The sequence below is a fragment of the Pseudomonas nabeulensis genome, from assembly GCF_004682045.1.
In the GTDB taxonomy this organism is placed as follows: Bacteria; Pseudomonadota; Gammaproteobacteria; order Pseudomonadales; family Pseudomonadaceae; genus Aquipseudomonas; species Aquipseudomonas nabeulensis.
Genome location: NZ_QUZT01000011.1, coordinates 1 through 24,970, shown reverse-complemented (window position 1 = coordinate 24,970; position 24,970 = coordinate 1). Strand labels below are relative to the sequence as shown.

At 60.4% G+C, this 24,970-nt stretch carries 27 protein-coding genes and 1 riboswitch; of the genes, 20 read left to right on the top strand and 7 right to left on the bottom strand.

The window, feature by feature from the left end; all coding sequences use genetic code 11:
* Positions 1 to 113: 113 nt before the first annotated feature.
* The 3 genes from DYL61_RS08335 to purM are packed head-to-tail and all read right to left on the bottom strand — an operon-like array spanning position 114 to position 2,544.
* The gene (locus DYL61_RS08335) at positions 114 to 827 is read right to left on the bottom strand and encodes a DUF3108 domain-containing protein (RefSeq protein WP_135307933.1); all 714 of its coding nucleotides are present in this window, start codon (positions 825 to 827) and stop codon (positions 114 to 116) included.
* Positions 828 to 835: 8 nt separating this feature from the next.
* Complete coding sequence (gene purN, locus DYL61_RS08330) at positions 836 to 1,486, bottom strand: phosphoribosylglycinamide formyltransferase (protein ID WP_135307932.1); 651 nt, start codon at positions 1,484 to 1,486, stop codon at positions 836 to 838.
* Positions 1,486 to 2,544 carry a phosphoribosylformylglycinamidine cyclo-ligase gene (gene purM, locus DYL61_RS08325; protein WP_105523083.1) on the bottom strand — a complete coding sequence of 353 codons (1,059 nt, stop codon included), beginning with the start codon at positions 2,542 to 2,544 and terminating at the stop codon, positions 1,486 to 1,488. The genes purN and purM overlap by 1 nt, the downstream gene beginning before the upstream one ends.
* A gap of 344 nt (positions 2,545 to 2,888) precedes the next feature.
* Between purM and DYL61_RS08320 the strand changes: the two genes are divergently transcribed.
* From DYL61_RS08320 to DYL61_RS08235, 18 genes are all read left to right on the top strand, one after another.
* Positions 2,889 to 3,920 (top strand): DUF2066 domain-containing protein, encoded by a 1,032-nt coding sequence (locus DYL61_RS08320; protein ID WP_135307931.1) that lies wholly within the window; start codon positions 2,889 to 2,891, stop codon positions 3,918 to 3,920.
* A 32-nt stretch (positions 3,921 to 3,952) separates the two neighbouring features.
* Positions 3,953 to 5,026 carry an AI-2E family transporter gene (locus tag DYL61_RS08315; RefSeq protein WP_135307930.1) on the top strand — a complete coding sequence of 358 codons (1,074 nt, stop codon included), beginning with the start codon at positions 3,953 to 3,955 and terminating at the stop codon, positions 5,024 to 5,026.
* A gap of 203 nt (positions 5,027 to 5,229) precedes the next feature.
* Entirely contained in the window at positions 5,230 to 5,934 is a 705-nt protein-coding gene (gene hda, locus DYL61_RS08310; protein ID WP_010208669.1) for a DnaA regulatory inactivator Hda, read from the top strand.
* A 210-nt stretch (positions 5,935 to 6,144) separates the two neighbouring features.
* The gene (locus DYL61_RS08305; RefSeq protein WP_105694815.1) at positions 6,145 to 6,774 is read left to right on the top strand and encodes a C40 family peptidase; all 630 of its coding nucleotides are present in this window, start codon (positions 6,145 to 6,147) and stop codon (positions 6,772 to 6,774) included.
* A 144-nt stretch (positions 6,775 to 6,918) separates the two neighbouring features.
* Complete coding sequence (locus DYL61_RS08300; RefSeq protein WP_135307929.1) at positions 6,919 to 7,455, top strand: C40 family peptidase; 537 nt, start codon at positions 6,919 to 6,921, stop codon at positions 7,453 to 7,455.
* Positions 7,456 to 7,643: 188 nt separating this feature from the next.
* Positions 7,644 to 7,880, top strand: a riboswitch (cobalamin riboswitch).
* 79 nt (positions 7,881 to 7,959) lie between these two features.
* On the top strand, positions 7,960 to 8,571 hold the full coding sequence (cobO, locus tag DYL61_RS08295) for a cob(I)yrinic acid a,c-diamide adenosyltransferase (protein ID WP_135307928.1): 612 nt from the start codon (positions 7,960 to 7,962) through the stop codon (positions 8,569 to 8,571).
* Entirely contained in the window at positions 8,568 to 9,956 is a 1,389-nt protein-coding gene (locus DYL61_RS08290; protein WP_135307927.1) for a cobyrinic acid a,c-diamide synthase CobB, read from the top strand. The genes cobO and DYL61_RS08290 overlap by 4 nt, the downstream gene beginning before the upstream one ends.
* Entirely contained in the window at positions 9,953 to 10,603 is a 651-nt protein-coding gene (gene bluB / locus DYL61_RS08285) for a 5,6-dimethylbenzimidazole synthase (RefSeq protein WP_135307926.1), read from the top strand. Before DYL61_RS08290 ends, bluB begins: the two co-directional genes overlap by 4 nt.
* Positions 10,600 to 11,508 (top strand): adenosylcobinamide-phosphate synthase CbiB, encoded by a 909-nt coding sequence (gene cbiB / locus DYL61_RS08280; protein WP_135307925.1) that lies wholly within the window; start codon positions 10,600 to 10,602, stop codon positions 11,506 to 11,508. Before bluB ends, cbiB begins: the two co-directional genes overlap by 4 nt.
* The gene (gene cobD / locus DYL61_RS08275) at positions 11,501 to 12,490 is read left to right on the top strand and encodes a threonine-phosphate decarboxylase CobD (protein ID WP_135307924.1); all 990 of its coding nucleotides are present in this window, start codon (positions 11,501 to 11,503) and stop codon (positions 12,488 to 12,490) included. The genes cbiB and cobD overlap by 8 nt, the downstream gene beginning before the upstream one ends.
* The gene (locus DYL61_RS08270; RefSeq protein WP_135307923.1) at positions 12,487 to 13,938 is read left to right on the top strand and encodes a cobyric acid synthase; all 1,452 of its coding nucleotides are present in this window, start codon (positions 12,487 to 12,489) and stop codon (positions 13,936 to 13,938) included. The genes cobD and DYL61_RS08270 overlap by 4 nt, the downstream gene beginning before the upstream one ends.
* A 160-nt stretch (positions 13,939 to 14,098) precedes the next feature.
* Positions 14,099 to 14,620 carry a bifunctional adenosylcobinamide kinase/adenosylcobinamide-phosphate guanylyltransferase gene (gene cobU, locus DYL61_RS08265; protein WP_135307922.1) on the top strand — a complete coding sequence of 174 codons (522 nt, stop codon included), beginning with the start codon at positions 14,099 to 14,101 and terminating at the stop codon, positions 14,618 to 14,620.
* The gene (cobT, locus tag DYL61_RS08260; protein ID WP_135307921.1) at positions 14,617 to 15,672 is read left to right on the top strand and encodes a nicotinate-nucleotide--dimethylbenzimidazole phosphoribosyltransferase; all 1,056 of its coding nucleotides are present in this window, start codon (positions 14,617 to 14,619) and stop codon (positions 15,670 to 15,672) included. Before cobU ends, cobT begins: the two co-directional genes overlap by 4 nt.
* Positions 15,669 to 16,244: an alpha-ribazole phosphatase family protein gene (cobC, locus tag DYL61_RS08255; RefSeq protein WP_135307920.1), complete on the top strand. Its 576-nt coding sequence runs from the start codon at positions 15,669 to 15,671 to the stop codon at positions 16,242 to 16,244. Before cobT ends, cobC begins: the two co-directional genes overlap by 4 nt.
* Before the next feature lie 2 nt (positions 16,245 to 16,246).
* On the top strand, positions 16,247 to 16,975 hold the full coding sequence (locus DYL61_RS08250; protein WP_135307919.1) for an adenosylcobinamide-GDP ribazoletransferase: 729 nt from the start codon (positions 16,247 to 16,249) through the stop codon (positions 16,973 to 16,975).
* A 42-nt stretch (positions 16,976 to 17,017) separates the two neighbouring features.
* Positions 17,018 to 17,422 (top strand): MarR family winged helix-turn-helix transcriptional regulator, encoded by a 405-nt coding sequence (locus DYL61_RS08245; RefSeq protein WP_135307918.1) that lies wholly within the window; start codon positions 17,018 to 17,020, stop codon positions 17,420 to 17,422.
* A gap of 63 nt (positions 17,423 to 17,485) precedes the next feature.
* Positions 17,486 to 18,685: an MFS transporter gene (locus tag DYL61_RS08240; RefSeq protein WP_167497947.1), complete on the top strand. Its 1,200-nt coding sequence runs from the start codon at positions 17,486 to 17,488 to the stop codon at positions 18,683 to 18,685.
* A gap of 149 nt (positions 18,686 to 18,834) precedes the next feature.
* Positions 18,835 to 19,383 (top strand): glutathione peroxidase, encoded by a 549-nt coding sequence (locus tag DYL61_RS08235; RefSeq protein ID WP_135307916.1) that lies wholly within the window; start codon positions 18,835 to 18,837, stop codon positions 19,381 to 19,383.
* A 65-nt stretch (positions 19,384 to 19,448) separates the two neighbouring features.
* Here the strand turns inward: DYL61_RS08235 and DYL61_RS08230 are convergent, their stop codons facing one another.
* The 4 genes from DYL61_RS08230 to DYL61_RS08210 all read right to left on the bottom strand — a co-directional run bounded on the left by DYL61_RS08230 (position 19,449) and on the right by DYL61_RS08210 (position 22,608).
* Positions 19,449 to 20,726 carry an OmpP1/FadL family transporter gene (locus DYL61_RS08230; RefSeq protein WP_135307915.1) on the bottom strand — a complete coding sequence of 426 codons (1,278 nt, stop codon included), beginning with the start codon at positions 20,724 to 20,726 and terminating at the stop codon, positions 19,449 to 19,451.
* A 146-nt stretch (positions 20,727 to 20,872) separates the two neighbouring features.
* Positions 20,873 to 21,355 carry a hypothetical protein gene (locus DYL61_RS08225; RefSeq protein ID WP_135307914.1) on the bottom strand — a complete coding sequence of 161 codons (483 nt, stop codon included), beginning with the start codon at positions 21,353 to 21,355 and terminating at the stop codon, positions 20,873 to 20,875.
* 280 nt (positions 21,356 to 21,635) lie between these two features.
* Entirely contained in the window at positions 21,636 to 21,860 is a 225-nt protein-coding gene (locus tag DYL61_RS08220) for a hypothetical protein (protein WP_060756074.1), read from the bottom strand.
* Between the two features lie 442 nt (positions 21,861 to 22,302).
* Entirely contained in the window at positions 22,303 to 22,608 is a 306-nt protein-coding gene (locus DYL61_RS08210) for a hypothetical protein (RefSeq protein ID WP_135307913.1), read from the bottom strand.
* Positions 22,609 to 23,065: 457 nt separating this feature from the next.
* On the opposite strand from DYL61_RS08210, the gene DYL61_RS08205 reads away from it, so the two are divergent.
* Together DYL61_RS08205 and DYL61_RS08200 are read left to right on the top strand one after the other, a co-directional pair.
* Entirely contained in the window at positions 23,066 to 23,389 is a 324-nt protein-coding gene (locus tag DYL61_RS08205; RefSeq protein WP_105694832.1) for an SEL1-like repeat protein, read from the top strand.
* 61 nt (positions 23,390 to 23,450) lie between these two features.
* Positions 23,451 to 24,929 carry a DNA recombination protein RmuC gene (locus tag DYL61_RS08200; RefSeq protein WP_135308004.1) on the top strand — a complete coding sequence of 493 codons (1,479 nt, stop codon included), beginning with the start codon at positions 23,451 to 23,453 and terminating at the stop codon, positions 24,927 to 24,929.
* Positions 24,930 to 24,970 lie beyond the last annotated feature (41 nt).

Sequence of the window (24,970 nt, the reverse complement as noted above, 5' to 3'; positions counted from 1 at the left end):
AATCAAGTGTGGGAGGGGGCTTGCCCCCGATGGCGGTAGTGGCTTCAAAACAAAACCCATGGGCGAAAAAAAGCCCCGCATTCAGCGAGGCTCATTGTTGACTCATCAGTGCATCAGCTACCTTTGACAGCCTTCCCGTCAACGGTACCGTCCTGCAGCATGATGTTGTATTCCTTGCCATCTGTCTCAACCTGGCGCAGCGCAACCAGAATGCCGCCCTGGTCCTTGGCAAACCACATCTGGGTGATGCGCTTGCTCTGCGATGGATCACGCACGCGCTCGACCTTGATTGCGTCGATGGCGCCGACCTTGGTCTGCACCTTTTCCGCGCCGATCACGCGAAAGTCGTAGGTGTCGACGTCAGTGCCTTCGACCACGCGGTAGCTCATGCTTTTCTTGCCGGCCGCTACATCGCGTTGCAGGGCCAACTGGTAAGTGGATTTGTCGAGCATGCCACTTTCAAGGGTGACGTTGACCGGGTCTTTGTTCTCGAAACCGGTAACTTTCTTCGCGATCTGGTCGAAGTCCAGGTTGATCTTCTTCGCTTTGCCCAGGCCACCGCGCTCGAAGCTGTAGCTCTTCGGTTGCAGGGTGTCCTTGTCAAACAGGATCTGGCTGGTTTCGGTGAGGCTGGCGATCATCATGGAAGCCTTGAAGTTCAAGGTCCAGGTGCCGTCGCCATTCTTGGCCAGGCTGCGTTCAGCCGAACCACTCATGGGCAACTGTTTCCAGTCGGCGGTGTAGCTTACGGAGAAAGGGTGAAGGTCTGCTGCTTGCACGGCTGGCAAGGCGAACAGCGCAAAAGCGAAGAGCAAGGCGCGACGCATAAAATCTCCTAGGTTCGAATCAAGTGGCCGCTGGCCGCAAGTAACTGACCGTCCAATAATGCACCCTGATCGCTAAGAATCAACCGTCCCTCGGCAAACCAGCGAACAGCCAGCGGGTAAATCCTGTGTTCCTGGGTGTGAACCCGTTGCGCAAGGGTCTGCGCAGAGTCGTCAGACTCTACCGGAACCACTGCCTGTACGACCAGAGGCCCGCCATCGAGTTCCTCGGTGACGAAGTGCACGCTGCAGCCATGCTCGCTGTCGCCGGCGTCGAGCGCCCGCTGATGCGTGTGCATGCCTTTGTACTTGGGCAGCAGGGAAGGGTGGATATTCAGCAGGCGCCCCTCATAGTGCCGCACGAAATCAGCGCTGAGAATGCGCATGAAGCCGGCCAGTACCACGAGTTTGGGATTGAAGGTGTCGATCAGTTCGACCAAGGCTGCATCGAAGGCCTCGCGGCCCTCGAAAGCCTTGTGATCCAGCGAGCGGGTGGCGATACCCGCTTCCCTGGCGCGTTGCAGGCCGTAGGCGTCGCTGCGGTTGGAGATCACCGCAGCGATGCGCACCGGGTTGTCGCCGGTGCGCGTGCTGTCGATCAGGGCCTGCAAGTTACTGCCGGTGCCGGAAAGCAGCACCACGACATCACAGGTTGCAGGCATCAGTGCGCCTTAAGGTTCTTCAGTTCAACCTGAGCCGCGCCTTCGGCAGCGGTAGCGATCTGGCCGATGACCCAAGGCTGCTCGCCGGCTTCACGCAGTACGTTCAGCGCGGTTTCAACGTGCTCTTGAGCCACGCAGATCACCATGCCAACGCCGCAGTTCAGCACGCGGTGCATCTCGGTTTCGTCAACGTTGCCTTTTTCCTGCAGCCAGTCGAAGACCGCAGGACGCTGCCAGCTGGCAACGTCGACGATGGCCTGGGCGCCTTTTGGCAGCACGCGCGGGATATTGTCCAGCAGGCCGCCACCGGTGATGTGGGCCATGGCTTTAACCGCGCCAGTGTCCTTGATCAGCTTGAGCAGGGGCTTGACGTAGATGCGGGTCGGGGCCATCAGCAGGTCGGTCAGCGGCTTGCCGTCGAGTTGGGTGTTCTCGATGTCGGCGCCGGACACTTCGATGATCTTGCGGATCAGCGAGTAGCCGTTGGAGTGCGGACCGGAAGAGGGCAGGGCCAGCAGGGCGTCACCGGCAGCCACCTTGGAGCCGTCGATGATTTCGGCTTTTTCCACAACGCCGACGCAGAAACCGGCCAGGTCGTAGTCTTCGCCTTCGTACATGCCTGGCATTTCAGCGGTCTCGCCGCCCACCAGGGAGCAACCCGACAGTTCGCAGCCAGCGCCGATACCGGTCACCACTTGGGCAGCGGTGTCCACGTTCAGCTTGCCGGTAGCGTAGTAGTCCAGGAAGAACAACGGCTCGGCGCCGCACACCACCAGGTCATTGACGCACATGGCCACCAGGTCGATGCCGATGCTGTCGTGCTTGTTCAGGTTCAGGGCCAGGCGCAGCTTGGTGCCCACGCCGTCGGTGCCGGATACCAGCACAGGCTGTTTGTAGCCGGCCGGGATCTCGCAGAGGGCGCCGAAACCGCCCAGGCCGCCCATGACTTCGGGGCGCGCAGTGCGCTTGGCGACGCTCTTGATGCGTTCGACCAATGCTTCACCGGCGTCGATGTCTACACCGGCGTCCTTGTAGCTCAGGGAGGGTTGCTTGCTCATGATCCAGGCCTTTAGGGGGGATTCAGGGGTAACGACCGAGCGGGCAGGCGCTTTTGGTAAAAGCCCCAGCCGTTGACGGTCTGCGAAGGCGCGCGATTTTATCAGGCTTGAGGGGCAGCGGCCATCCTCGGGCCGACGGGCAGGGCCATATGAAGTTAAAAAAATGCTAATCGGCTCTGCTTTGCGGCGTATTAACGTATAGCCTTGAACCCGCTATCGTTATGACAGTACGAAAACTTACCAAGACCCTGTGAATGTTTTACCGGTCGCTGTGGTCACAGCCTTGCCACACCGGATTCACGCGGTCTGTTCCAGCCGCTAAATTTGTCGTTCGGGAATCTTTCATGCGTCTGTGTAAATTCTTTTTTGTGGGCTGCTTGTCGTTGGTCAGCCTGGCGAGTCATGCCGAAACCCTCAATGGCCTTTATCAAGTTCTTGAACCCGTCAGCAGCCAGTCGCCGCAAGAGCGCGACCAGGCCACCCAGCGTGCCGTGCAGACAATGGTGATTCGCCTGACCGGTGACGCCAAGGCCGCCGATGGCCCAGGGTTGGCGGCGGTTCGCAAGGATCCACAGCAAATCATCACGCAATACGGCTACGACGCGGGTCCGCCAGAAAGTCTGCAAGTGGATTTCGACCCTGTCAGCACAGATCGCGTCCTGCGCGAAGCGGGTTTGTCTATCTGGGGCAGTAATCGGCCGTCGATTCTCAGCTGGTGGTTGAACGATTCCACTGACGGCAGCAGCCTGGTGGGGGATGGTCAGGCCGTTGCCCAGGCCTTGCGTCGTGCGGCACAGCACCGTGGGTTGCCGCTGCGCCTGCCGCTGGGTGACCTCGAGGAACAGGTGGTCGCCACCGCACCCAATCTGGAAAGTGCCGATGCGACCCCGTTGCGTGCCGCCTCCGAGCGTTACGGCGCCGATGCCTTGCTGGCCGTGCATGCGCGCCAGGACGGTAATCAATGGACGGCCAAATGGCGCTTGTGGCTGGGGGACAAAAGCGATCAAGGCACTGCACAGGGCGCAGACACTGCCGCTGTGGCTGATGCGGTGATGCTGGCGGTCAGCCAAAAACTGGCGCCGCGATTTGCGGTCAAGCCGGGCGTCAGTACCGAACAATTGCTGGAAGTGCAGGGCATGACCCTTGAGCGCTATGCCGCGCTGGGCCACTTGCTTGAACCCTTTGGTGGTCAGCCACTGCGGGTGGAGGGCGACCGCATTGTGTATCGCGTCAATGGCAGCGCCGATCAGTTGCGCACCCAGTTGAGCCTGGCCAAGTTGCAAGAGGTGCCGGCAGGTGAAGCGCCTGCCGTTGTGGAAGGCGCTCAACCGGATGCCGCACCAGAGCCTCAGGCGCAACTGCGTTTTCATTGGTAGTCGTTTTCTTCTTTATATAGATGGAGTGGTATATGGCGGATACGCGTCGTTGGGTGTGGCTTGGCGGGATTGTCCTGCTGTGCGGGTTTGTGTTCTTGCTGCATTCGATCCTGACGCCGTTCCTGGTGGCGTTGTTGTTGGCCTATCTGTTCGATCCGGTGGTGGATCGCCTGGAGAAAATCGGCCTGTCGCGTACCTGGGGCGTGGTGACGGTATTTGCGCTGTTTACCTTGATCATCACCGCGTTGGTGTTGGTGTTGGTGCCGATGCTGGCCAAGCAACTGGTGCGCCTGTATGAACTGGCGCCGCAGATGCTTGATTGGCTGCAACACACGGCCATGCCGTGGGCCCAGGCCAAGCTGGGGTTGTCGGACGGGTTCTGGAAGTTCGACAAGGTCAAGGCGGCCATCAGCGAGCATATGGGCCAGACCACCGATATCGTCGGCGTGGTACTCAGCCAGGCCACGGCATCCAGCCTGGCGCTGATCGGCTGGTTGACCAACCTGGTGCTGATCCCGGTGGTGGCGTTCTACCTGCTGCGCGACTGGGACATCATGATGGCCAAGATCCGCAGCCTGCTGCCGCGCAATCGTGAAGAGCGCATCGTCTCCCTGGCCGAAGAGTGCCATGAGGTGCTGGGGGCGTTCGTGCGTGGCCAGTTGCTGGTGATGCTGGCGCTGGGGATTATCTACGCGGCGGGGTTGATGGCCATCGGCCTGGAGCTGGGCCTGTTGATCGGCCTGATCGCCGGTTTGGCGGCCATCGTGCCTTATATGGGGTTTGTGATCGGGATTGGCGCGGCCTTGGTCGCCGGGCTGTTCCAGTTCGGTGGCGATTTGTACCCGATGCTGGGGATCGTCGCAGTGTTCATGGTGGGGCAGGCCCTGGAAGGCATGGTGCTGACGCCATTGCTGGTCGGTGATCGGATTGGCTTGCATCCGGTGGCGGTGATCTTTGCGATCCTGGCCGGTGGTGAGTTATTCGGCTTCACCGGCATCCTGTTGGCGCTGCCGGTGGCGGCGGTGATCATGGTGCTGGTGCGTCATGTGCACGATCTTTACAAGGATTCAGAGGTGTATACGGGGACTGAAGACCCGGACCTGTAACCTTGGCGTCACAAACCCGGCTTTGGCCGGGTTTGTTGTTTCTGGAGCTGGCGCGTCAAACAATCTGCGCAAAACCGGCAAGTTAACGCAAACCTTTGATTTTGCTTGTGGTCTGCTGCATTGTGCGCCCGGCGTGACGGGTATAAACTTTGCAAACTTTTCACAGAGGCCACTAGCGGTTCGTTTGGAGCCGTTCAGTCAGCATGAAACCGATTCAGCTGCCCCTGGGTGTGCGTCTGCGTGATGACGCCACCTTTATCAACTACTACCCAGGCGCCAATGCCGCTGCACTCGGCTATGTCGAGCGGCTATGCGAAGCCGACGCCGGGTGGACCGAAAGCCTGATCTATCTGTGGGGCAAGCACGGCGTAGGGCGTACCCATCTGTTGCAGGCCGCGTGCCTGCGCTTCGAGCAAATGGGCGAACCGGCGGTGTACCTGCCGCTGGCTGAGTTGATGGATCGCGGTATTGGCATCTTCGACCACCTGGAGCAGTACGAGCTGGTCTGCCTGGATGACCTGCAAGCCATCGCTGGCAAGGCGGAGTGGGAGGAAGCGCTGTTTCACCTGTTCAACCGCTTGCGCGACAGCGGCAGGCGCTTGCTGATAGCGGCGTCGACCTCACCGCGAGAACTGCCGATCAAGTTGGCCGACCTCAAGTCGCGCATGACCCTGGCGTTGATCTTCCAGATGCGCCCGCTGTCCGACGAAGATAAATTGCGTGCCTTGCAGTTGCGCGCATCCCGTCGCGGCCTGCACCTCACCGATGAAGTCGGGCACTTTATCCTCACCCGTGGCACCCGCAGCATGAGCGCCTTGTTCGATTTGCTCGAGCAACTCGACCAGGCCTCTTTGCAGGCGCAAAGAAAATTGACGATCCCTTTTCTCAAAGAGACGTTGGGCTGGTAACTCGTTGAATTCAGGCGGTTCGGCAGTTTCCAGGCGTCAGAAAACCTGCGTTATAAGCCGGTTTGGCCACGCAAAAGGCGGGTATAGGGTGTTAAGGGCTTAGATGTCATAGTCCAAACAGGAAGTCACATAGTTCACGATTGAATTTGCAAATCGATCCGATAGTGGGCATAGTCTCGGCTTCTTTACCTATCAGCCACGGTCGTGCCCATGCTAAATCGCTTCGCACCCCTCGTGCCTCTCGCACTCGTTACCCTGTTGTTTGGTTGCGCCTCCCACCCTCAGCAGGTGGCAGAACAGCAAAAACCACAGGTTCAAAATCAGGCAAAATTCGTTGCTGCACAATCGGCTTCTGTTTATGAAGAAGAAGTGGCAACCGAAAAGGAACTGGCCGACTTCGGCGGCAGCAAGCCGTACCAGCTCCCAGTCCTGGCCGACAGCATCCTCGAACGCGGCATGTCCCTGATCGGTACCCGTTACCGTTTTGGCGGCACCTCTGAAGCCGGTTTCGATTGCAGCGGTTTCATCGGCTATCTGTTTCGTGAAGAAGCTGGCATGAACCTGCCGCGCTCCACTCGCGAAATGATCAAAGTGGATGCACCGTTGGTCGCACGCAGCAACCTCAAGCCGGGTGATCTGCTTTTCTTTAGTACGGCTGGCCGTGGTCGTGTAAGCCATGCCGGTATCTACCTGGGCGATAACCAGTTTATTCACTCCAGCAGCCGTCGCAGTGGCGGTGTTCGAGTCGACAACCTGGGTGACAGCTACTGGAGCAAAACCTTCATCGAAGCCAAGCGCGCACTCGCCATGGCCCCGACGACGGTTACCGCTAGCAAGTAAACTTAAAGTGATACTTGAAGTTTGACGTGTAAGCGCTAGAATCCCTGGATATTGTTGGAATCCGTTCGCGCGAGCTTTGCTTGCGCGTTCTGGTTTTCAGCGTTCGGCAGCGAAAGCCGCATCCAGACCAGGATTGTTCTGCCCATGTCGACCTCGGCCCGCCTGATCCTCATTTTTTGCGCCGCGCTGCTCAGCGCCTGCGCAAGTCGTCCACCGCCCGCGCCTGTGGCTGTCAAGCCGAAGCCGGTGTTCAACTACTCCACCCAGAATTTTTCGCCTGCGGCCGAGGACGTGCTTTTTCGTGCGCTGGGCCTGGTCGGTACGCCTTATCGTTGGGGCGGCAATACGCCGGACTCGGGGTTTGATTGCAGCGGCCTGATCGGATTTGTCTTCCGTGATGCCGCAGGGATCTCCCTGCCGCGAACGACCCGTGAGCTGATCGTGATGCGTGCGCAGGATGTCAGTGAACAGAACCTGCAGACCGGCGACTTGTTGTTCTTTGCCACCGGCGGTGGCTCCCAGGTCAGCCACGCCGGGATCTACGTGGGTGAAGGTCGCTTTGTGCATGCGCCGCAAACTGGCGGTACGGTAAAGCTCGACACCTTGTCCAAGGCGTATTGGCAGAATGCGTACCTGAGTGCCAAGCGCGTACTGCCGGGCAATCTGGCGCGTAATCCCTAAGCCACAATCAGATCAAAATGTGGGAGGGGCGGTGCGACGGTTCGACTTGCCCCCGATGTCGGTGCTTCAGTCCCTTACTCATTGACTGACACACCGCCATCGGGGGCAAGCCCCCTCCCACAATTGTTTTGTAGTGGTCTTGGGTAAGTGCAGCAGCTTTAATTGACGCTCCACCCCCAACCCACTACCCTTCGCGACTTGTTCCAGGTGCTCTGTGACCCATGGGTCGACAGAGTGAAACAGGGAAGCCGGTGAGTGAGCGCACTTGTACACAGTGCCGCCGCAATTCCGGCGCTGCCCCCGCAACGGTAAATGAGTCAAGACGCTGCTTTTTGCCACTGTATCGACGCCGATATGGGAAGGCGCAGCGACGGCCAATTGCGCCACTCATGAGCCCGGAGACCGGCCCGGAGCATCCAACAGCATCACGGTGGGCGATGCTTGGCTGTCTGTAATGTCTTTTTCCTGCCCGCCGTTTTTGTCCAGCCCCAACGGAGAGCTGCCATGACCGATTCCCCCGACCGCGACGAACGCCACCTGGCGCGCATGCTGCGCAAAAAAGCCGTGATCGACGAGCGCATCGCCAATTCCCCCAACGAATGCGGTTTGCTGCTGGTGCTGACCGGCAACGGCAAGGGCAAAAGCAGCTCCGCGTTTGGCATGCTTGCCCGGGCCATGGGCCACGGGATGCAGTGCGGCGTGGTGCAGTTCATCAAGGGCCGCAACAGCACGGGCGAGGAGCTGTTTTTCCGCCGTTTCCCCGAGCAGGTTCGCTTCCATGTGATGGGCGAAGGCTTCACCTGGGAAACCCAGGACCGCCAGCGCGACATCGCCGCCGCCGAAGCCGCTTGGGCGGTGTCCCGCGAACTGCTGCAAGACCCGTCCATCGGCATGGTCGTGCTCGACGAGCTGAACATCGCTCTCAAGCATGGCTATCTCGACTTGGACAGCGTGCTCAGTGACTTGCAAGCCCGTCCGCCGATGCAACACGTGGTGGTCACCGGCCGTGGTGCCAAGCCCGAGATGATCGAGCTGGGCGACACCGTCACCGAAATGGGCATGCTCAAACACGCCTTCCAGGCCGGTATCAAGGCACAGAAGGGCGTCGAACTTTGAATCAGCCCCGTCATTGCCCGGCCGTATTGATCGCCGCACCGGCGTCCGGCCAGGGCAAAACCACCGTCACCGCCGCGCTGGCCCGTTTGCACCGCAATCTGGGTCGTAAAGTGCGCGTGTTCAAATGCGGGCCGGACTTTCTCGATCCGATGATCCACGAACGCGCCAGCGGTGCGCCGGTGTATCAATTGGATATGTGGATGGTGGGTGAGCAAGAAAGCCGCCGCCTGCTGTGGGAAGCGGCGGGGGAGGCCGACCTGATCCTGATTGAAGGCGTGATGGGCTTGTTTGACGGCACCCCATCCAGCGCCGATTTGGCCCGCCACTTCGGCGTGCCGGTGCTGGGCGTGATCGACGGCACCGCCATGGCCCAGACGTTCGGCGCACTGGCCCTTGGCCTGGCGCGCTACCAGCCGGACTTGCCATTCGCCGGCGTGCTGGCCAATCGCGTCGGCACCCTGCGCCATGCGCAACTGTTGGAAGGCAGCCTCACCGAAGGCTTGCGCTGGTATGGCGCGCTGTCCCGCGAAACCGGGATCGAATTGCCGAGCCGCCATTTGGGCCTGGTGCAAGCCAGTGAACTGAATGACCTAGACGTGCGCCTGGACGCTGCCGCCCAGGCCCTGGGCAGCAGTTGTGAAGTCGCGTTGCCGCCGCCAGTGACCTTCGCCGCGCCGGAAGTGATCGCGGCCGAGCCATCGCTTGCCGGCGTACGTATCGCCGTGGCCCGCGACGAAGCCTTTGCCTTTACCTATGGCGCCAGCCTCGATTTGCTGCGGGCGATGGGCGCCGAGCTGACATTCTTCTCGCCGATCCACGACCGGGAGTTGCCTGACGCCGACAGCCTGTACCTTCCCGGTGGTTATCCGGAATTGCACCACAAGGCACTGTCGGAAAATACCTCGATGCTAGAAGCCATCCGCGCCCATCACGCGGCGGGCAAACCGTTGCTCGCCGAATGTGGCGGCATGCTCTATCTGCTGGATTCGCTCACCGATGTCGACGGAACCCGCGCCGAACTGGTCAGCCTGTTGCAGGGCGATGCGGTGATGCAGAAGAAGCTCGCGGCCCTGGCGCTGCAAAATGTCGAGCTGCCCGAAGGTACGTTGCGCGGCCATACTTATCATCACTCGCTGACCAGCACGCAGTGGCAACCGATTGCCCGTGGCCTGAGCCCCAACGGTGGGCGTGGGGCCGAGGCGGTGTATCGGCAGGGGCGCATGACGGCTTCGTACGTGCACTTTTATTTCCCGTCGAATCCGAGCGCAGTGGCCGCGTTGTTTGCGCCAGACCGGGAGGCCGCCATCGCAGGCAAGCCAGCTCCCACATTAACGGCGTTTGCAGATCAAAATGTGGGAGGGGGCTTGCCCCCGATGAGGCCATGACGGACAACGCCTTCCCCCAGGCCGACCGCGAAGCCGTCTACCGCGCCATCGCCGAACGCCGCGACATGCGCCACTTCAGCGGCGGCACGGTCGCCCCCGAGTTGCTCCACCGCCTGCTCCACGCTGCCCATCAAGCCCCCAGCGTCGGCCTGATGCAGCCGTGGCGCTTTATCCGCATCAGTGACCGCCAGCTGCGTGGCCAAATCCAGCATCTGGTGGAAGAAGAGCGCGTACGCACCGCCGAAGCCTTGGGCGAGCGCTCCGACGAATTTATGAAGCTCAAGGTCGAAGGCATCCACGATTGCGCCGAAGTGCTGGTGGCTGCGCTGATGGATGATCGCGAACGCCACATCTTTGGCCGGCGCACCTTGCCGGAAATGGACATGGCCTCGCTGTCCTGTGCGATCCAGAATCTGTGGCTCGCGGCCCGCGTCGAAGGCCTGGGCATGGGCTGGGTCTCGCTGTTCGAACCCCAGGCCCTGGCCGATCTGCTGGGCTTGCCGCCCGGCGCCAAGCCCCTGGCGGTGTTGTGCCTGGGGCCGGTGACCGAGTTTTACCCGGCACCGATGTTGCAGCTCGAAGGCTGGACCGAGCCTCGGCCGCTGAGTGACATGCTGTATGAAAACACGTGGGGAGTGAGTCAATGAGTGTGGCCTTGCTGTGTGTCGCGGCCGTGGCGCTGGATGCGCTGCTGGGCGAGCCCAGGCGCTGGCATCCGCTGGTGGCGTTCGGCAGTTTCGCCGGGCGCATCGAGCAACGTTTCAATACCGGTGGGCGTGGCTGGCGCAGCCACGGCGTGACCGCGTGGGTTATCGCGGTAGTGCCACTGACCCTGCTGGCCACGGCATTGTCCTGGGCGCCGTATATTGGTTGGGTGCTGGAGATCCTGGCGCTGTACTGTGCCCTCGGCATGCGCAGCCTGGGCGAACATGTGATCCCGGTGGCCCAGGCCTTGCGCAGTGATGACCTGGACGAGGCGCGCAAACGCGTGAGCTATTTGGTGAGCCGTCAGACCAGCGAATTGGACCGCACCGAAGTCGCCCGCGCCGCCACGGAGTCGGTGCTGGAAAACGGCAGCGATGCGGTGTTTGCCGCGTTGTTCTGGTTTGTCGTGGCGGGTGTGCCGGGCGTGGTGCTGTACCGCCTGAGCAACACCCTGGATGCCATGTGGGGCTACCGCAACGAACGCTTCGAGCGCTTTGGCTGGGCTGCGGCCAAAATCGATGACGTGTTGAACTACATTCCTGCCCGCTTGGTGGCATTGACCTACGCGCTGCTCGGCAAAACCCGACTGGCACTTAAATGCTGGCGCACCCAGGGCCCGACGTGGGACAGCCCCAACGCTGGCCCGGTGATGGCTGCCGGTGCAGGCGCCCTCGGTGTCGAACTGGGTGGTGCCGCGATCTATCACGGCGAAGTCCATCAGCGTTCGCAGCTGGGCGAAGGCCCGCCAGCGGATGCGGACTCCATCGACCGAGGCTGGCAACTGGTGCAACGCGGCGTATGGTTGTGGCTGCTGATCCTGTGCGCGGGGGCGCAATTCTATGCTTGAACACGGTGGCCGACTGCGCAAGGCGGCGCTGCAATACGGAATCGCCGAGGCCGACTGGCTGGACCTCTCCAGCGGCCTGGCTCCCTGGCCCTGGCCCATTCCCGAGATTCCCTTGCGGGCCTGGGCACGTTTGCCAGAGACCGACGATGGCCTGGAACAGGCCGCCAGCGAATACTACGGCGCCGCGCATTTGTTGCCGGTGCCCGGTTCCCAGGCGGCGATCCAGTTGCTGCCGCGCCTGCGTCGTGCGGGCAAGGTCGGGGTGCTGTCGCCGTGCTATGCCGAACACGCCGAAGCCTGGCGGCGCGCCGGCTATGTGGTGCGTGAAGTGCAGGAGCAGGAAGTGGATTTCTTCCTCGACAGCCTCGACGTACTGGTGGTGGTCAATCCCAATAACCCCACGGGCCTGAGCCTGCCCCCGCAACGCTTGCTGGACTGGCACACGCGCCTGGCCCAGCGCGGCGGCTGGCTGGTGGTGGACGAAGCTTTCATGGATGTGACCCCGCAATTGAGCCTGGCGAGTGAAGCCCATCAGGTCGGCCTGATCGTGCTGCGTTCATTTGGCAAATTCTTCGGCCTGGCCGGTGTGCGGCTGGGTTTTGTGTTGGCCGAACGCAAGTTGCTCAAATTGCTCGCTGAACAAGTCGGGCCTTGGGCCGTCAGCGGACCCACCCGGTTGGTGGGGCAGGTGTGCCTGCGTGACGTGGCAGGGCAGGCACGGCAACGCACGCGGTGTATCGAGGCTGGCAAACGCTTGTTCGCCTTGCTTGAGCGGCATGGCTTCCAGCCCCAGGGTGGCTGCGCGCTGTTCCAATGGATGATCACCCCGCACGCCGAACGCTTGCACGAATTCATGGCCCAGCGCGGCATCCTGCTGCGTTTGTTCGTCCACGACAGCAGCCTGCGTTTTGGCCTGCCCGACACCGAGGCCGACTGGCTACGCCTCGACGAAGCCCTGGCCGCCTACAAGGATGCTTCATGAGTACGCTGATGGTGCAAGGCACCACCTCCGACGCCGGTAAAAGCACACTGGTGACTGCATTGTGCCGCTGGCTGGTTCGCCAAGGCGTGGCGGTCGCGCCGTTCAAGCCGCAGAACATGGCCCTCAACAGCGCCGTGACCGCCGAAGGTGGCGAGATCGGCCGCGCCCAGGCCGTGCAGGCCCAGGCCGCCAACTTGGCGCCGCACACCGATATGAACCCGGTGCTGCTCAAGCCCAACAGCGATACCGGCTCCCAAGTCATCATCCACGGCCGTGCGGTGACCAGCATGAACGCCGTGGCCTATCACGACTACAAAGCCATCGCGATGCAAGCGGTGCTGGCCTCCCATGCCCGACTGAGCGCAGCCTACCCGGTGGTGATGGTGGAAGGTGCGGGCTCCCCGGCGGAGATCAACCTGCGCGCCAACGATATCGCCAACATGGGCTTCGCCGAGGCGGTGGACTGCCCGGTGCTGCTGATCGCCGATATCAACCGTGGCGGCGTGTTTGCTCATCTGGTGGGCACCCTGGAGTTGCTGTCGCCCAGCGAACAAGCGCGGGTCCAGGGTTTCATCATCAACCGTTTTCGCGGCGATATCGCGCTGCTGCAACCGGGGCTGGATTGGTTGGAGGCACGCACCGGCAAACCGGTGGTGGGCGTATTGCCCTATGTGATGGACCTGCACCTGGAAGCCGAGGATGGCATCGACCAGCGCCAGATCGACAAAGCCGCCCAGGTGCTCAAGGTGGTGGTGCCGGTGTTGCCGCGCATCAGCAACCATACGGATTTCGACCCGCTGCGTTTGCATCCCCAAGTGGATTTGCAGTTTATCGGCCCGGGCCAGCCGATCCCGGCTGCCGACCTGATTATCCTGCCGGGCTCGAAAAGCGTGCGCAGTGATCTCGCTTACCTGCGCGCCAACGGCTGGGACACTGCCGTGGCGCGGCACTTGCGCTACGGCGGCAAGGTGCTGGGCATTTGTGGCGGCTTGCAGATGCTCGGCGAGCAGGTGCATGACCCGCTCGGTCTGGAAGGGCCTGCGGGCTCCAGCGAAGGACTGGGGCTGCTGGCGTTCAGCACCACGCTGGAAGAAGAGAAGCAACTGCGCAATGTGCACGGACGTTTGTTGTTGGAAGACACCGAGGTCAGCGGGTATGAGATTCATGCGGGCGTGACGTCGGGTGCTGCGCTGGCGAATGCTGCGGTGTTGCTGGATGACGGTCGCAGCGACGGCGCGCAAAGCGCAGATGGGCAGATTCTTGGTACTTACCTGCATGGTCTGTTTGAAACGCCGGCTGCGTGTAGCGCCTTGCTACGCTGGGCGGGGCTGCAGGATGTGCAGGAGGTGGATTACCACGCGTTGCGCGAGCGCGATATGGAGCGTTTGGCGGATCTGGTGGAAAATCATTTGGACACTGATCTCCTGCGCCGCCTGTGCGGGATTTAATGGTGTGCACATTATCCAAATGTGGGAGGGGGCTTGCCCCCGATAGCGGTGGTTCAGTTAGAGCAACTTTGACTGACACACTGCCATCGGGGGCAAGCCCCCTCCCACAGGGGGATGTGTCTGTCTCGAAAACCGATTCGGCGAAACAAGGTATAACCCCATGCTCCAACTGATCCTCGGCGGCGCCCGTTCCGGCAAAAGCCGCCTCGCCGAAAAACTCGCCAGCGACAGCGCGTTGCCCGTCATCTATATCGCCACCAGCCAGCCCCTGGACGGCGAGATGAATGAGCGCGTCGCGTTGCATCGCCAGCGCCGCCCCGATCACTGGGGCCTGATCGAAGAGCCTCTTGAACTGGCACGGGTGCTGCGGGAAAACGCAGCCGTCGGCCATTGCCTGCTGGTGGATTGCCTGACCCTCTGGCTCACCAATCTACTGATGCTTGAAGACTCAAGCCGGCTGACGGCGGAACGCGATCAACTGCTCGAAACCCTGGCCACGCTGCCAGGGGAAATCATTTTTGTCAGCAACGAGACCGGTCTGGGTGTCGTGCCGCTGGGCGAATTGACTCGCCGCTATGTGGATGAAGCCGGTTGGCTGCATCAAGCCTTGGCCGAGCGTTGTCAGCGTGTTGTCCTGACGGTTGCCGGCCTGCCCCTGACTTTGAAAGGTACTGCGTTATGACTGACTCCTGGTGGCTCAACCCTTGTAAGGCGATTGACGCGCAAGCGTACGAGCAAGCCCTGGCGCGCCAGCAGCAATTGACCAAGCCGGCAGGTTCCCTGGGTCAGCTGGAGGCGCTGGCGGTGCAGTTGGCTGGTCTGCAAGGCCAGGTAAAACCTGCTGTGGACCAGCTGTGGATCGCGATTTTTGCCGGTGACCACGGCGTGGTTGCCGAAGGTGTATCGGCCTATCCCCAGGAAGTGACCGGGCAGATGCTGCATAACTTTGTCAGCGGCGGCGCGGCCATCAGCGTCTTGGCGCGGCAACTGGATGCGCAATTGGAAGTGGTCGACCTTGGCACGATTACGCCGTCGCTGAGTTTGCCCGGCGTACGCCACCTGAATATCGGCGCGGGCACCGCGAACTTCGTCAACGGTCCGGCGATGACCGCCGCCCAGGGTCGCTTGGCCCTGCAAGCGGGTCGCGACAGTGCGCTGCGTGCACGGGAGAGCGGCGCACAGTTGTTTATCGGCGGCGAGATGGGCATCGGCAATACCACGGCCGCCAGTGCGCTGGCGTGCGCGTTGCTGGATTGCCAGGTCAGTGACTTGACCGGTCCGGGCACCGGCTTGAATGCGCAAGGCGTCAGCCATAAGGTTGCCGTGATCGAACGTGCGCTGACTGTGCATGCCGGACAACGCAGTGATGGGCTGCAAACCCTGTTCAATCTCGGCGGTTTTGAAATTGCCGCCCTGGTGGGCGCTTATCTGGCCTGCGCCCAGGAAGGCATCGTGGTGCTGGTGGACGGATTTATCTGCACCGTGGCGGCACTGGTCGCCACGCGTCTGAATCCGGCCAGTCGTGAGTGGTTGGTGTTTGGCCATCGGGGTGCCGAGCCAGGCCATCGTCATGTACTGCAAAGCCTCGACGCGCAGCCGTTGCTGGAATTGGGCCTGCGCCTCGGTGAAGGCAGCGGCGCCGCATTGGCCGTGCCGCTGTTGCGCCTGGCGTGCGCGCTGCACGGCCAGATGGCCACCTTTGCCGAAGCGGCCGTGGCAGACCGTCCGGCATGACCGTGCACCTCGACCTGCTGCGCCACGGCGAAACTGAGTTGGGCGGCGGCCTGCGTGGCAGCCTGGACGACGCGCTCACCGCCAAGGGCTGGGAGCAGATGCGCGCCGCCGTAGTCGGGCAGGGGCCTTGGGACCGTTTGGTCAGTTCGCCGTTGCAACGCTGTGCGCGATTTGCCGAGGAATTGGGCGCTCGGCTCAATGTGCCGGTCAGCCTGGAAAAGGCTCTACAGGAGTTGCACTTCGGCGCCTGGGAAGGCCAGAGCGCGGCGGCACTGATGGAGACCGACGCCGAGGCGCTGGGGTTGTTCTGGGCTGATCCGTACGGTTTTACGCCGCCGGATGGCGAGCCTGTCAGTGACTTTTCCGATCGGGTGCTGGGCGCAATCTCACGCCTACAGCAGGCCTACGCCGGCGAGCGTGTGTTGTTGATCAGCCATGGCGGCGTGATGCGTCTCTTGCTGGCGCGGGCGCGTGGTTTGCCCCGTGAGCAGTTGCTGAATGTTGAGGTTGGGCACGCTGGGTTGTTCAGCCTGCAAATCAACGCGGATGGCGTGTTGAAGGAAGGAATCTGACGATGCTGCCGTTTTGGATCGCCCTGCAATTTCTCAGCAGCCTGCCGATTCGTTTGCCGGGCATGCCGCAACCCCAGGAGCTGGGGCGTTCGTTGCTGTTTTACCCGCTGGTCGGCGTGTTGTTCGGCGTACTGTTGTGGGCCCTGAACGCCGTGTTGATGGGATCGCCCTTGCTGCTGCACGCCGCACTGTTGCTGACGGCCTGGGTGCTGCTCAGTGGAGGCCTGCACCTGGACGGCCTGGCAGACAGCGCCGACGCCTGGCTGGGTGGCTTTGGTGACCGTGAGCGCACCCTCACCATCATGAAAGACCCGCGCAGCGGGCCGATTGCGGTGGTGACGTTGGGCCTGGTGTTGTTGCTCAAGTTCACCGCGCTGGTGGCGTTGATCGAGCAACACAACGGCGCGGCGTTGCTCCTGGCACCGCTGATCGGTCGAGCGTCGATGTTGGCGTTGTTTCTGACGACCCGTTATGTGCGTGCAGGAGGATTGGGCCAGGCCTTGTCGGATCATTTACCGAGGGGCGTCGGCCAACAGGTGCTGATCCTGAGTGGCCTGGCGTGCATCCTGATCGGCGGTTTCAGCGGCGGCATGGCTGTTTTGCTGGCTGCGCTGTGCTTTATCGGTTTGCGTCACCTGATGGTCAAGCGCCTGGGCGGAACCACCGGCGACACCGCCGGGGCGTTGCTGGAGCTGCTGGAAGTCGCGGTATTGGTCAGTCTGGCGCTGTAACACTTTCTTGCATTCTATTAATCGCGGGTATATACACGTTCCATGCTTGCCTCCCAATGTTTATGCACCAACCTGCGTCGTGCCGCCCGTGGCGTCAGCAGGTATTACGACGGCGCTCTCGACGGCTTCGGGATCAACGTTGCCCAGTATTCTTTGCTGTGCAACTTGCAGCGCCTGGATCAGCCGAGCATTTCCAGCCTGGCCGAAGCCATGGGACTGGATCGCAGCACCTTGGGGCGCAACCTGCGGGTGCTGGAAGGCGAAGGCCTGGTGCAACTGGTGGAGGGCGACGACCTGCGCAACCGCCTGGTGCTGTTGAGCGAGGCCGGCGAAGAACGGCTGGCCGCCGCGTTACCGGCCTGGGAAGCGGCACAACAGAAATTGATCGATCAACTCGGCGCGGATAAACGCGAAACCTTGTTGGCCTTGCTGGACGAACTCGCCTGAAGGCGAGTTTGTTCGAATACAAGCGGGTATATACCCGCGAGCGGAGAATAAGAAATGACCTCGATGTGGCGCGCCAGTGGCTGGATTCTTGTGGGGAGTGCGCTGATCCTGGCGCTGTCGTTGGGTGTGCGACATGGTTTCGGCCTGTTTCTGGCGCCGATGAGCAGTGAATTTGGCTGGGGCCGTGAGACGTTTGCCTTCGCCATCGCCTTGCAGAACCTGATCTGGGGTCTGGCCCAGCCGTTTACCGGTGCGCTGGCTGACCGTTTCGGTGCGACCAAAGCCGTGTTTGTCGGCGGCGTGCTGTACGCCGCCGGACTGGTGTTGATGGGCATGTCCGATTCGGGGGCGTCGTTGTCCCTCAGTGCGGGTCTGCTGATTGGTATCGGCCTGTCCGGTACGTCATTCTCGGTGATTCTGGGTGTGGTCGGTCGCGCGGTGGCATCAGAGAAGCGTAGCGTCGCCATGGGCATCGCCAGCGCAGCCGGTTCGTTCGGCCAGTTTGCGATGGTGCCAGGCACTCTGGGGCTGATCAGTTGGTTGGGTTGGTCCGCAGCCCTGCTGGTGCTGGGCCTGATGGTCGCGTTGATCCTGCCATTGGTGAGCATGCTCAAGGATCGACCATTGCCGGCCACGGCGGGTCAGCAAACCCTGCGTGAAGCCTTGAAGGAAGCCTGTTCCCATTCCGGTTTCTGGCTGCTGGCCTTCGGCTTTTTTGTCTGCGGTTTCCAAGTGGTGTTTATCGGCGTGCACTTGCCGGCCTACCTGGTGGACCAGCATCTGCCGGCCACCGTCGGCACCACCGTATTGGCGCTGATCGGGCTGTTCAATATCTTCGGCACCTACACCGCCGGTTGGCTCGGTGGGCGTATGTCCAAGCCGCGCTTGCTCACCGGGTTGTACCTGTTGCGGGCGGTGGTGATTGTGTTGTTCCTGTGGGCGCCAGTCACCGAGATCACGGCGTATCTGTTTGGCATGGCGATGGGCTTTTTGTGGCTGTCCACCGTTCCGCTGACCAACGGCACGGTCGCTACGCTATTTGGTGTACGAAACCTCTCTATGTTGGGTGGGATTGTATTCCTGTTCCATCAACTGGGATCGTTCCTCGGCGGCTGGTTGGGCGGGGTGGTCTATGATCGAACCGGCAACTACGATTTGATCTGGCAGGTGGCAATTCTGTTGAGCGTACTGGCGGCGGCGTTGAACTGGCCGGTGCGTGAACGCCCAGTGGCAAGGTTGCAGGCGCAGATGGAGGCGGCATGAGCATAGCGGCACGGGGTTTGGTGATGATTGCAGGGCTGATCCTGATGCTGTTGGCCTGGTGGGGCTGGCAACACGGTGGCCTGGCATTGATGCAACTGGGTATGTCGATCTGTTAAGTTCGTGACCTGACATTCTCAAGGACACATGACATGCAGATGCGCTGGCTCGCTGTACCCGTGCTGATGGCCATCGGCAGCGCCGCGATGGCCGCCACTTGCCCGCCGTTGCTGGAAGGCCAGTTGCCCAAGCTGCGCGCCAAGGAATCCATCGACCTGTGCCAGCGTTTTGCCGGCAAGCCGCTGGTCATCGTCAACACCGCGAGCTTCTGCGGGTTCGCGCCGCAATTCAAAGGCCTGGAAGCCTTGTACCAGCGTTACAAGGGCGAAGGGTTGGAGGTGATCGGCGTACCGTCCGATGACTTCAAGCAAGAGGCCAAGACCGGCGAAGAGACCGCCAAGGTTTGTTACGTGAATTACGGCGTAACCTTCACCATGACCGAGCCGCAGAAGGTCAAGGGGCCGGATGCGGTGCATCTGTTCAAGGTGTTGGCCGAGCAGACCAACGCGCCGAAGTGGAATTTCTACAAGTACGTGGTGGATCGGCAGGGCAAGGTGATTGCCAATTTCTCCAGCCTGACCAAGCCGGACAGCCCGGATTTGATCGAGGTGGTGGAGAAGGCGTTGGCTTCCAAACCGTGATTTTCGGGTATTAAAAAGCCCCGCTTCCTTTGCAGGAGAGCGGGGCTTTTTTACACCCGTCCGTTTTAGAAGGTGTAGGTCATGCCGAGGCCGAAGCCGTTGGCACTGTTTTCGTATTTGGCGCGGTAGCTCGACGGTGCGGCAGTGTTATTGACCTTAACGTCTTCTTCCTTGAGGTAGGAATAAGCCAAGTCGATGGTCATGTTGTCCATGACTTTGTAGCCCAGGCCGACACTAAAAATCGTCCGGTCGCCGGTAGGAATACGTGGCGAGCGGTCAGTATTGTTAGTTGGCGACTGGTCGAAAGTCAGGCCGGTACGCAGTACTACCTGCTTGGTCAATTGGTACGAAGTACCCACGGCATAAGCCCAGGTGTCATGCCAGTTTTGCTCTTCGGTAATGCTGCCGATTCGGCTAGGGCCCAGAAGGCCGCCGTTTGCTGTGGTCACACCATCATTGTTAACGGTGATCTCTTTCAGCCGGCTCCAGCGGGTCCATGTGGCACCACCGTACAGTTTCCAGGCATCGGTCAGATCTTGAGTGACCGACAAGTCGTAGGATTCTGGCGTTTCGATCTTCAACGAGGCATCGTAACGGTTGTTACGCAGGAACCCTTGAGTCGCAGCAGGACCGCTGACGGTCGTGTGGCCTTCAAGTTTGTATTTGACCTTCGAGTGGTAGGTCAGGCCAACGCGAGTCGTATCGGTCGCTTGAACCAGTACGCCAACGTTGAAACCCAAGGCAGTATCGTCACCCTTGATTTTGACATTGGTGTCGGAGGCGAGAGGGCTCAGCGTTTTATCCGACTCCAGAGTGCCGGAAATCCGGTTGATGGTCGGGCCAAAGCCAACGGAAACCTTGTCGTTGAACGCATAGCTGACGGTTGGCTGGAAGGTCACTACCTTCACTTCGCTCTTACTGCCAAAACCACGGCCCTGGAAACCGCTCTCATAATCGGTCACAAGGCCAAAAGGGGCATAGAAACCCAGGCCAACAGCCCATTGATCGTTGAGTTTATTCGTGTAGAAACCGAATGGCACCGCGGTGAACGGAACCATGTCACCTTTGTTGGAGCCGCTTGGAGAACCGCTTGCATCTTTGATATTGGTCGACGCATCAATGGCAGCGACACCGCCAGTGATTTGCTGACCATTCAGGCGAGCCATACCGGCAGGGTTACCGTAGACAGTGCTTGCATCATCGGCAGAAGAGGAGCGACCTGCGAAACCCGTACCCATCCCGCTGACGCTCTGTTCGTTCAGTGCAAAACCGCTTGCGAACAGGTGGGAGGATGCCATGGCAACGGCGAGGCTAAGTGTGGTCTTGAGCATTACTTTTTTCATTATTAGAACTCCGTGGTGATCACCGCTGCGGAAAGTATCAATAAATTTAAGAGAGCGCTATAGGCTGTAATGTGGGAGATAGAGCGGTTTTGTAGGACAATCCGACCAAAATCGCTGTTTTTTGGCGATTCTTGCAAATTGCCCGGTCAGCAAGCCACGTGATTCATGGATGAAACACAGGTTTGCCAGGTTTGCGTCAAATCCTTGATGCGCCCATGAGGGTGAAATATTTCTTTCCAGATACGCGCCATGGCCAGAACATCGCCAGGCGGTGGCAAAGCGGGGTTGTGTTGCTCCACCAACAGCCAGGCGATGGCGGTGGCGTAACGCAGGTTTACCGTAAGTTCGAGTTGCGGCGCACTGAGGAATGCATGTTGACTGGCCAGCCCACGTACCAGGCTGGCGCGCTCGGGGTCCAGCGCCAGGTAGTTATCCCATAATGCGCGATGGCGGGGTTCGGTGATGCTGTACAGCCCGTGGCCGCGCCGGTCGTGCAGGGCGGAGCCCAGTTCTGACTGGCTGGCGGCAATGCCCAGCAGCAGTGATTCAGCCGCATCGTTGTGACAGCCCAGGTAGGTCAACGTCGGCCGAATCACATAACGACACAATTCGCTGGCAGCGATACCCATACACGCCTCAATCCGTGAAGAAAGTGGTCGACGAGGCCTGAGCGGGGGCTTGGCAGCAGTGGATCGGAACTCAGGCTCGCCGGAAGCGGATCATGCCGCTTGAGTTGAAGTGTAGTGTCATATTTGTGATGTAAAGGACTGTTTTTAAAACATCTTCGCCATTTAGTTATAACGTTTATACCTATTCGCACTTAGTGCAAAAGCTCAAAACTGTTATTTCGGGCAATAAAAAACCCTGCTTTTTAAGCAGGGTTTTGGGTGTTTCAGCGACTCGGGTCAGTCAGGCAGTCAATGCCTGGCGAGTACGATCGATCACGGCCTGCAGCGGTTCTGCGCTGGAGTATTGATCGGGGTACAGGCGTTCGCTGTGACGAGCGATGCCGTGTTCGTTGACCAGCGTGAAGCTGAAGCAGCCTTTGCGAGCGGCCATGATCAGGCAGTTCATTGGAGCAAAAGCGTTGGTTAGGGTGCGAATGGCATCCTGAGTATGAATTTGAGTGTTCATATTATTGGTGTTCCTACAAATGACACAGATAAGAACCGTGCCGTATTAAAACGTTCCAGCGACGTTGACCACGATTGATCGAACGAAGAAACCAACTGGAACAAAGCAGCCAGTTTGAAGCGCTGATAAGTTAGGCGCGCTTGGGCTGGCAGGTAGGTACTTAGGAGGGCAGGCAACACAACAGGGGCAAAGGTTCTGGGCCCGGGGTGAGGATCCTGATCAATTTGCAGGTTGGTTCGGTCAGAGTATTGAGACTTGGCGACACCCTTTGCTTGTTCAAAGGCTGTGTCGTCGCAAGGAATACCTGGAAACCATCGAGGTGATCGATCCCGCGTTGTTCGGGGGAGTTATTCGACCAGAATTGACTTTCAGCTTGGTACTAACGCCGCGGATAGTAACGGATTGAAACAGGTAAGGGAAGTGTGTTAGCCAAAAAAATTAATCAGTAGCCCAACAGGCCGTGGTAGACCAGCACCGTGGCCGATGCCGCGAGCGAGCAGCCGAGCCCGTAGGCTGCGAGCGTCAAGCGCAGGGACTGGCCGGTTTCGATCACGTTCATCACATCGCCCATGTCATTGATCCGGCCTTCGCCCAGTTCGATGCACAGGCAAACGGCCGTGAAGGTCGCTGACAGCAGGATCGCGATGGCGAACAGCGCCCCATCCGGGGACGGCAGCGTCGCGCTGATTCCCAGGGAAGTGGCGCAAATGGCCAATAACAACATGGCGAATACCAGCATTCCTTTCATCAGCCCGCCCGCTGTGGTGTTGTAAGTCGCGAAGTGTGGCGAGCGTTTCGGGATTTGAAAAGTCCCCGGTTTGTCCATGCGGTAACATTTTTGAGGCCAGTCGCTTCAAAAAACGCGGGCGATATAACCATCGGAGGGGCACTTGTGCACATTAGTTGCGGAATGTGTAACCACCCTGTCAACTGCGTTGATGAGGCGTCTGGTGCCTGCATTGGAAATTTAAGTCAATGAAAAATCTCGCTTTTTTTTATTGGTGAAAAAATCGTCAGTTTGACTGCGGCCCCCATTCCATGGGCCTTTGCGCGGGTTAAAGGGGGGTTGTCCACTGAGTTATCCACAGCTTCTGTGGATTGTCCCGAGCGCTTGCTCTAGAACGGGCGTGCAGAGTTTTTCCAGCTTTACCTGTACGAAAAAAAGAGTAGAGTGGCGCGCCTTCCGATCTGTCCCACAGTGTTTTATGAAGTTTCGCTCAGTATCACCTTCTGTTACCGATACCCCTCAGACTGTTACCGCACCCAAGCGCTTTTCGTTGAAGGTCGCGTTGTGGCTGCTCGACAGCCCGCGCCTGGGGCACAGCACCAACGTCAAGCACTTCGCTGGGCGCTTGCTCAAACAACCCGCCCGTGAAGGCGTGGTCGCGGCGCAGAGCCGTTTGGGCGAGCTGATGTGCCGTGAATGCGGCAACGCCCGCGACCGCCGCATCGGCCACGACCTGCTGCGCCTGGCTGCACGTGCCGGCGACCGCCGGGCCCAACGTGAGCTGGGCCAGGTCGAAGACTGAACTGTCCTCCCGCCTCGTGCTCCGCTAACCTTGGTTTTTTTCGGTGATGGCAGAAATGGCTATGGTGTTTGACTGGACCAGTATTGCCTTGGGCCTCGCGGGTGCAGCAGTGCCGTTACTGGCGGTGTGCTGGCAGATCCAACGCAAGCTCACGGCCCGCATGACGGGCTGGGAATTGCTCGAAGAGCGCCTGGCCACCGCGCAACTGGCCCAGGAAGGCCTCACCGCTCAACTGGAGGCCAGCCGCGACGAGATCAGCGACCTGAGCCACGCCAATGCCGCCAAACAAGCCGACCTCGCGGCTGTGCGCCGTGAAGTCGAGCTGTTGCAGATCGATCGCGACAACGCCCGTGACGCTGCCCACGCCTGGAACCTCGACCGCAGCGCCAAAGACACCGAACTGCGCCGTCTCGACGCGCTGGCAGCCGCCTTGCGTGCCGAACTGCGCGAGCAACAGGACAGCCATCAACAACGCCTCGCCGACCTGCAAGGCTCGCGGGATGAGTTGCGCGCGCAGTTCGCCGAATTGGCTGGCAAGATCTTTGACGAGCGCGAACAACGTTTTGCCGAAACCAGCCAGGAGCGCTTGGGTCAGTTGCTCGACCCGTTGAAGGAACGCATCCAGTCCTTTGAAAAGCGTGTCGAAGAGAGCTATCAGAATGAAGCCCGTGAGCGGTTTTCCCTGGCCAAGGAGCTTGAGCGCCTACAGCAGTTGAACCTGCGTCTGTCAGATGAGGCCACTAACCTGACCCGTGCCCTCAAGGGCCAGAAAACCCAGGGCAATTGGGGCGAACTGATCCTGGAGCGCGTGCTGGAACATGCCGGATTGGAGAAAGGCCGCGAGTACCAGACACAAGTCAGCCTCAAAGGCCCGGATGGCGAACGCTTCCAGCCCGATGTGCTGATCATGTTGCCCGGTGACAAGCAGGTGGTGGTGGACTCCAAGGTCAGCCTCACCGCCTATCAGCAGTTCGTCGGCGCGGACGATGAGGTGATCGGCCAGGCGGCGTTGAAGCAACACGTGCTGTCCCTGCGCAATCACGTCAAAGGCCTGGCCAGTAAGGATTACAAACGCCTGGAAGGCCTGCACAGCCTGGATTTCGTCTTGCTGTTCGTGCCCATTGAGGCGGCGTTCTCCGCGGCGTTGCAGGCTGAGCCGAACCTGTTCCAGGAAGCCTTCGACCGTCATATCGTGATCGTCAGCCCCACCACCTTGCTCGCCACGTTGCGGGTGATCGACAGCCTGTGGAAGCAGGAGCGCCAGAGCCAGAACGCCCGGGAAATCGCTGAGCGTGCGGGTTGGCTGTACGACAAGTTCGTGTTGTTTATCCAGGATCTGGATGAAGTGGGTAATCGCTTGCAACAGTTGGATAAGGCTTACAGCTCAGCGCGCAACAAGCTGACAGATGGACGCGGGAATCTGGTCAGCCGTACTGAGCAATTGAGGTTGCTGGGCGCGCGGGCCAGTAAAAGCCTGCCGACAGATTTGCTGGAAAGGGCGATGACCGATGCCGATGGCGTGGCACATCTCCCCGAATAAATGAAGTTCAACATGTGGGAGGGGGCTTGCCCTAATGCCAG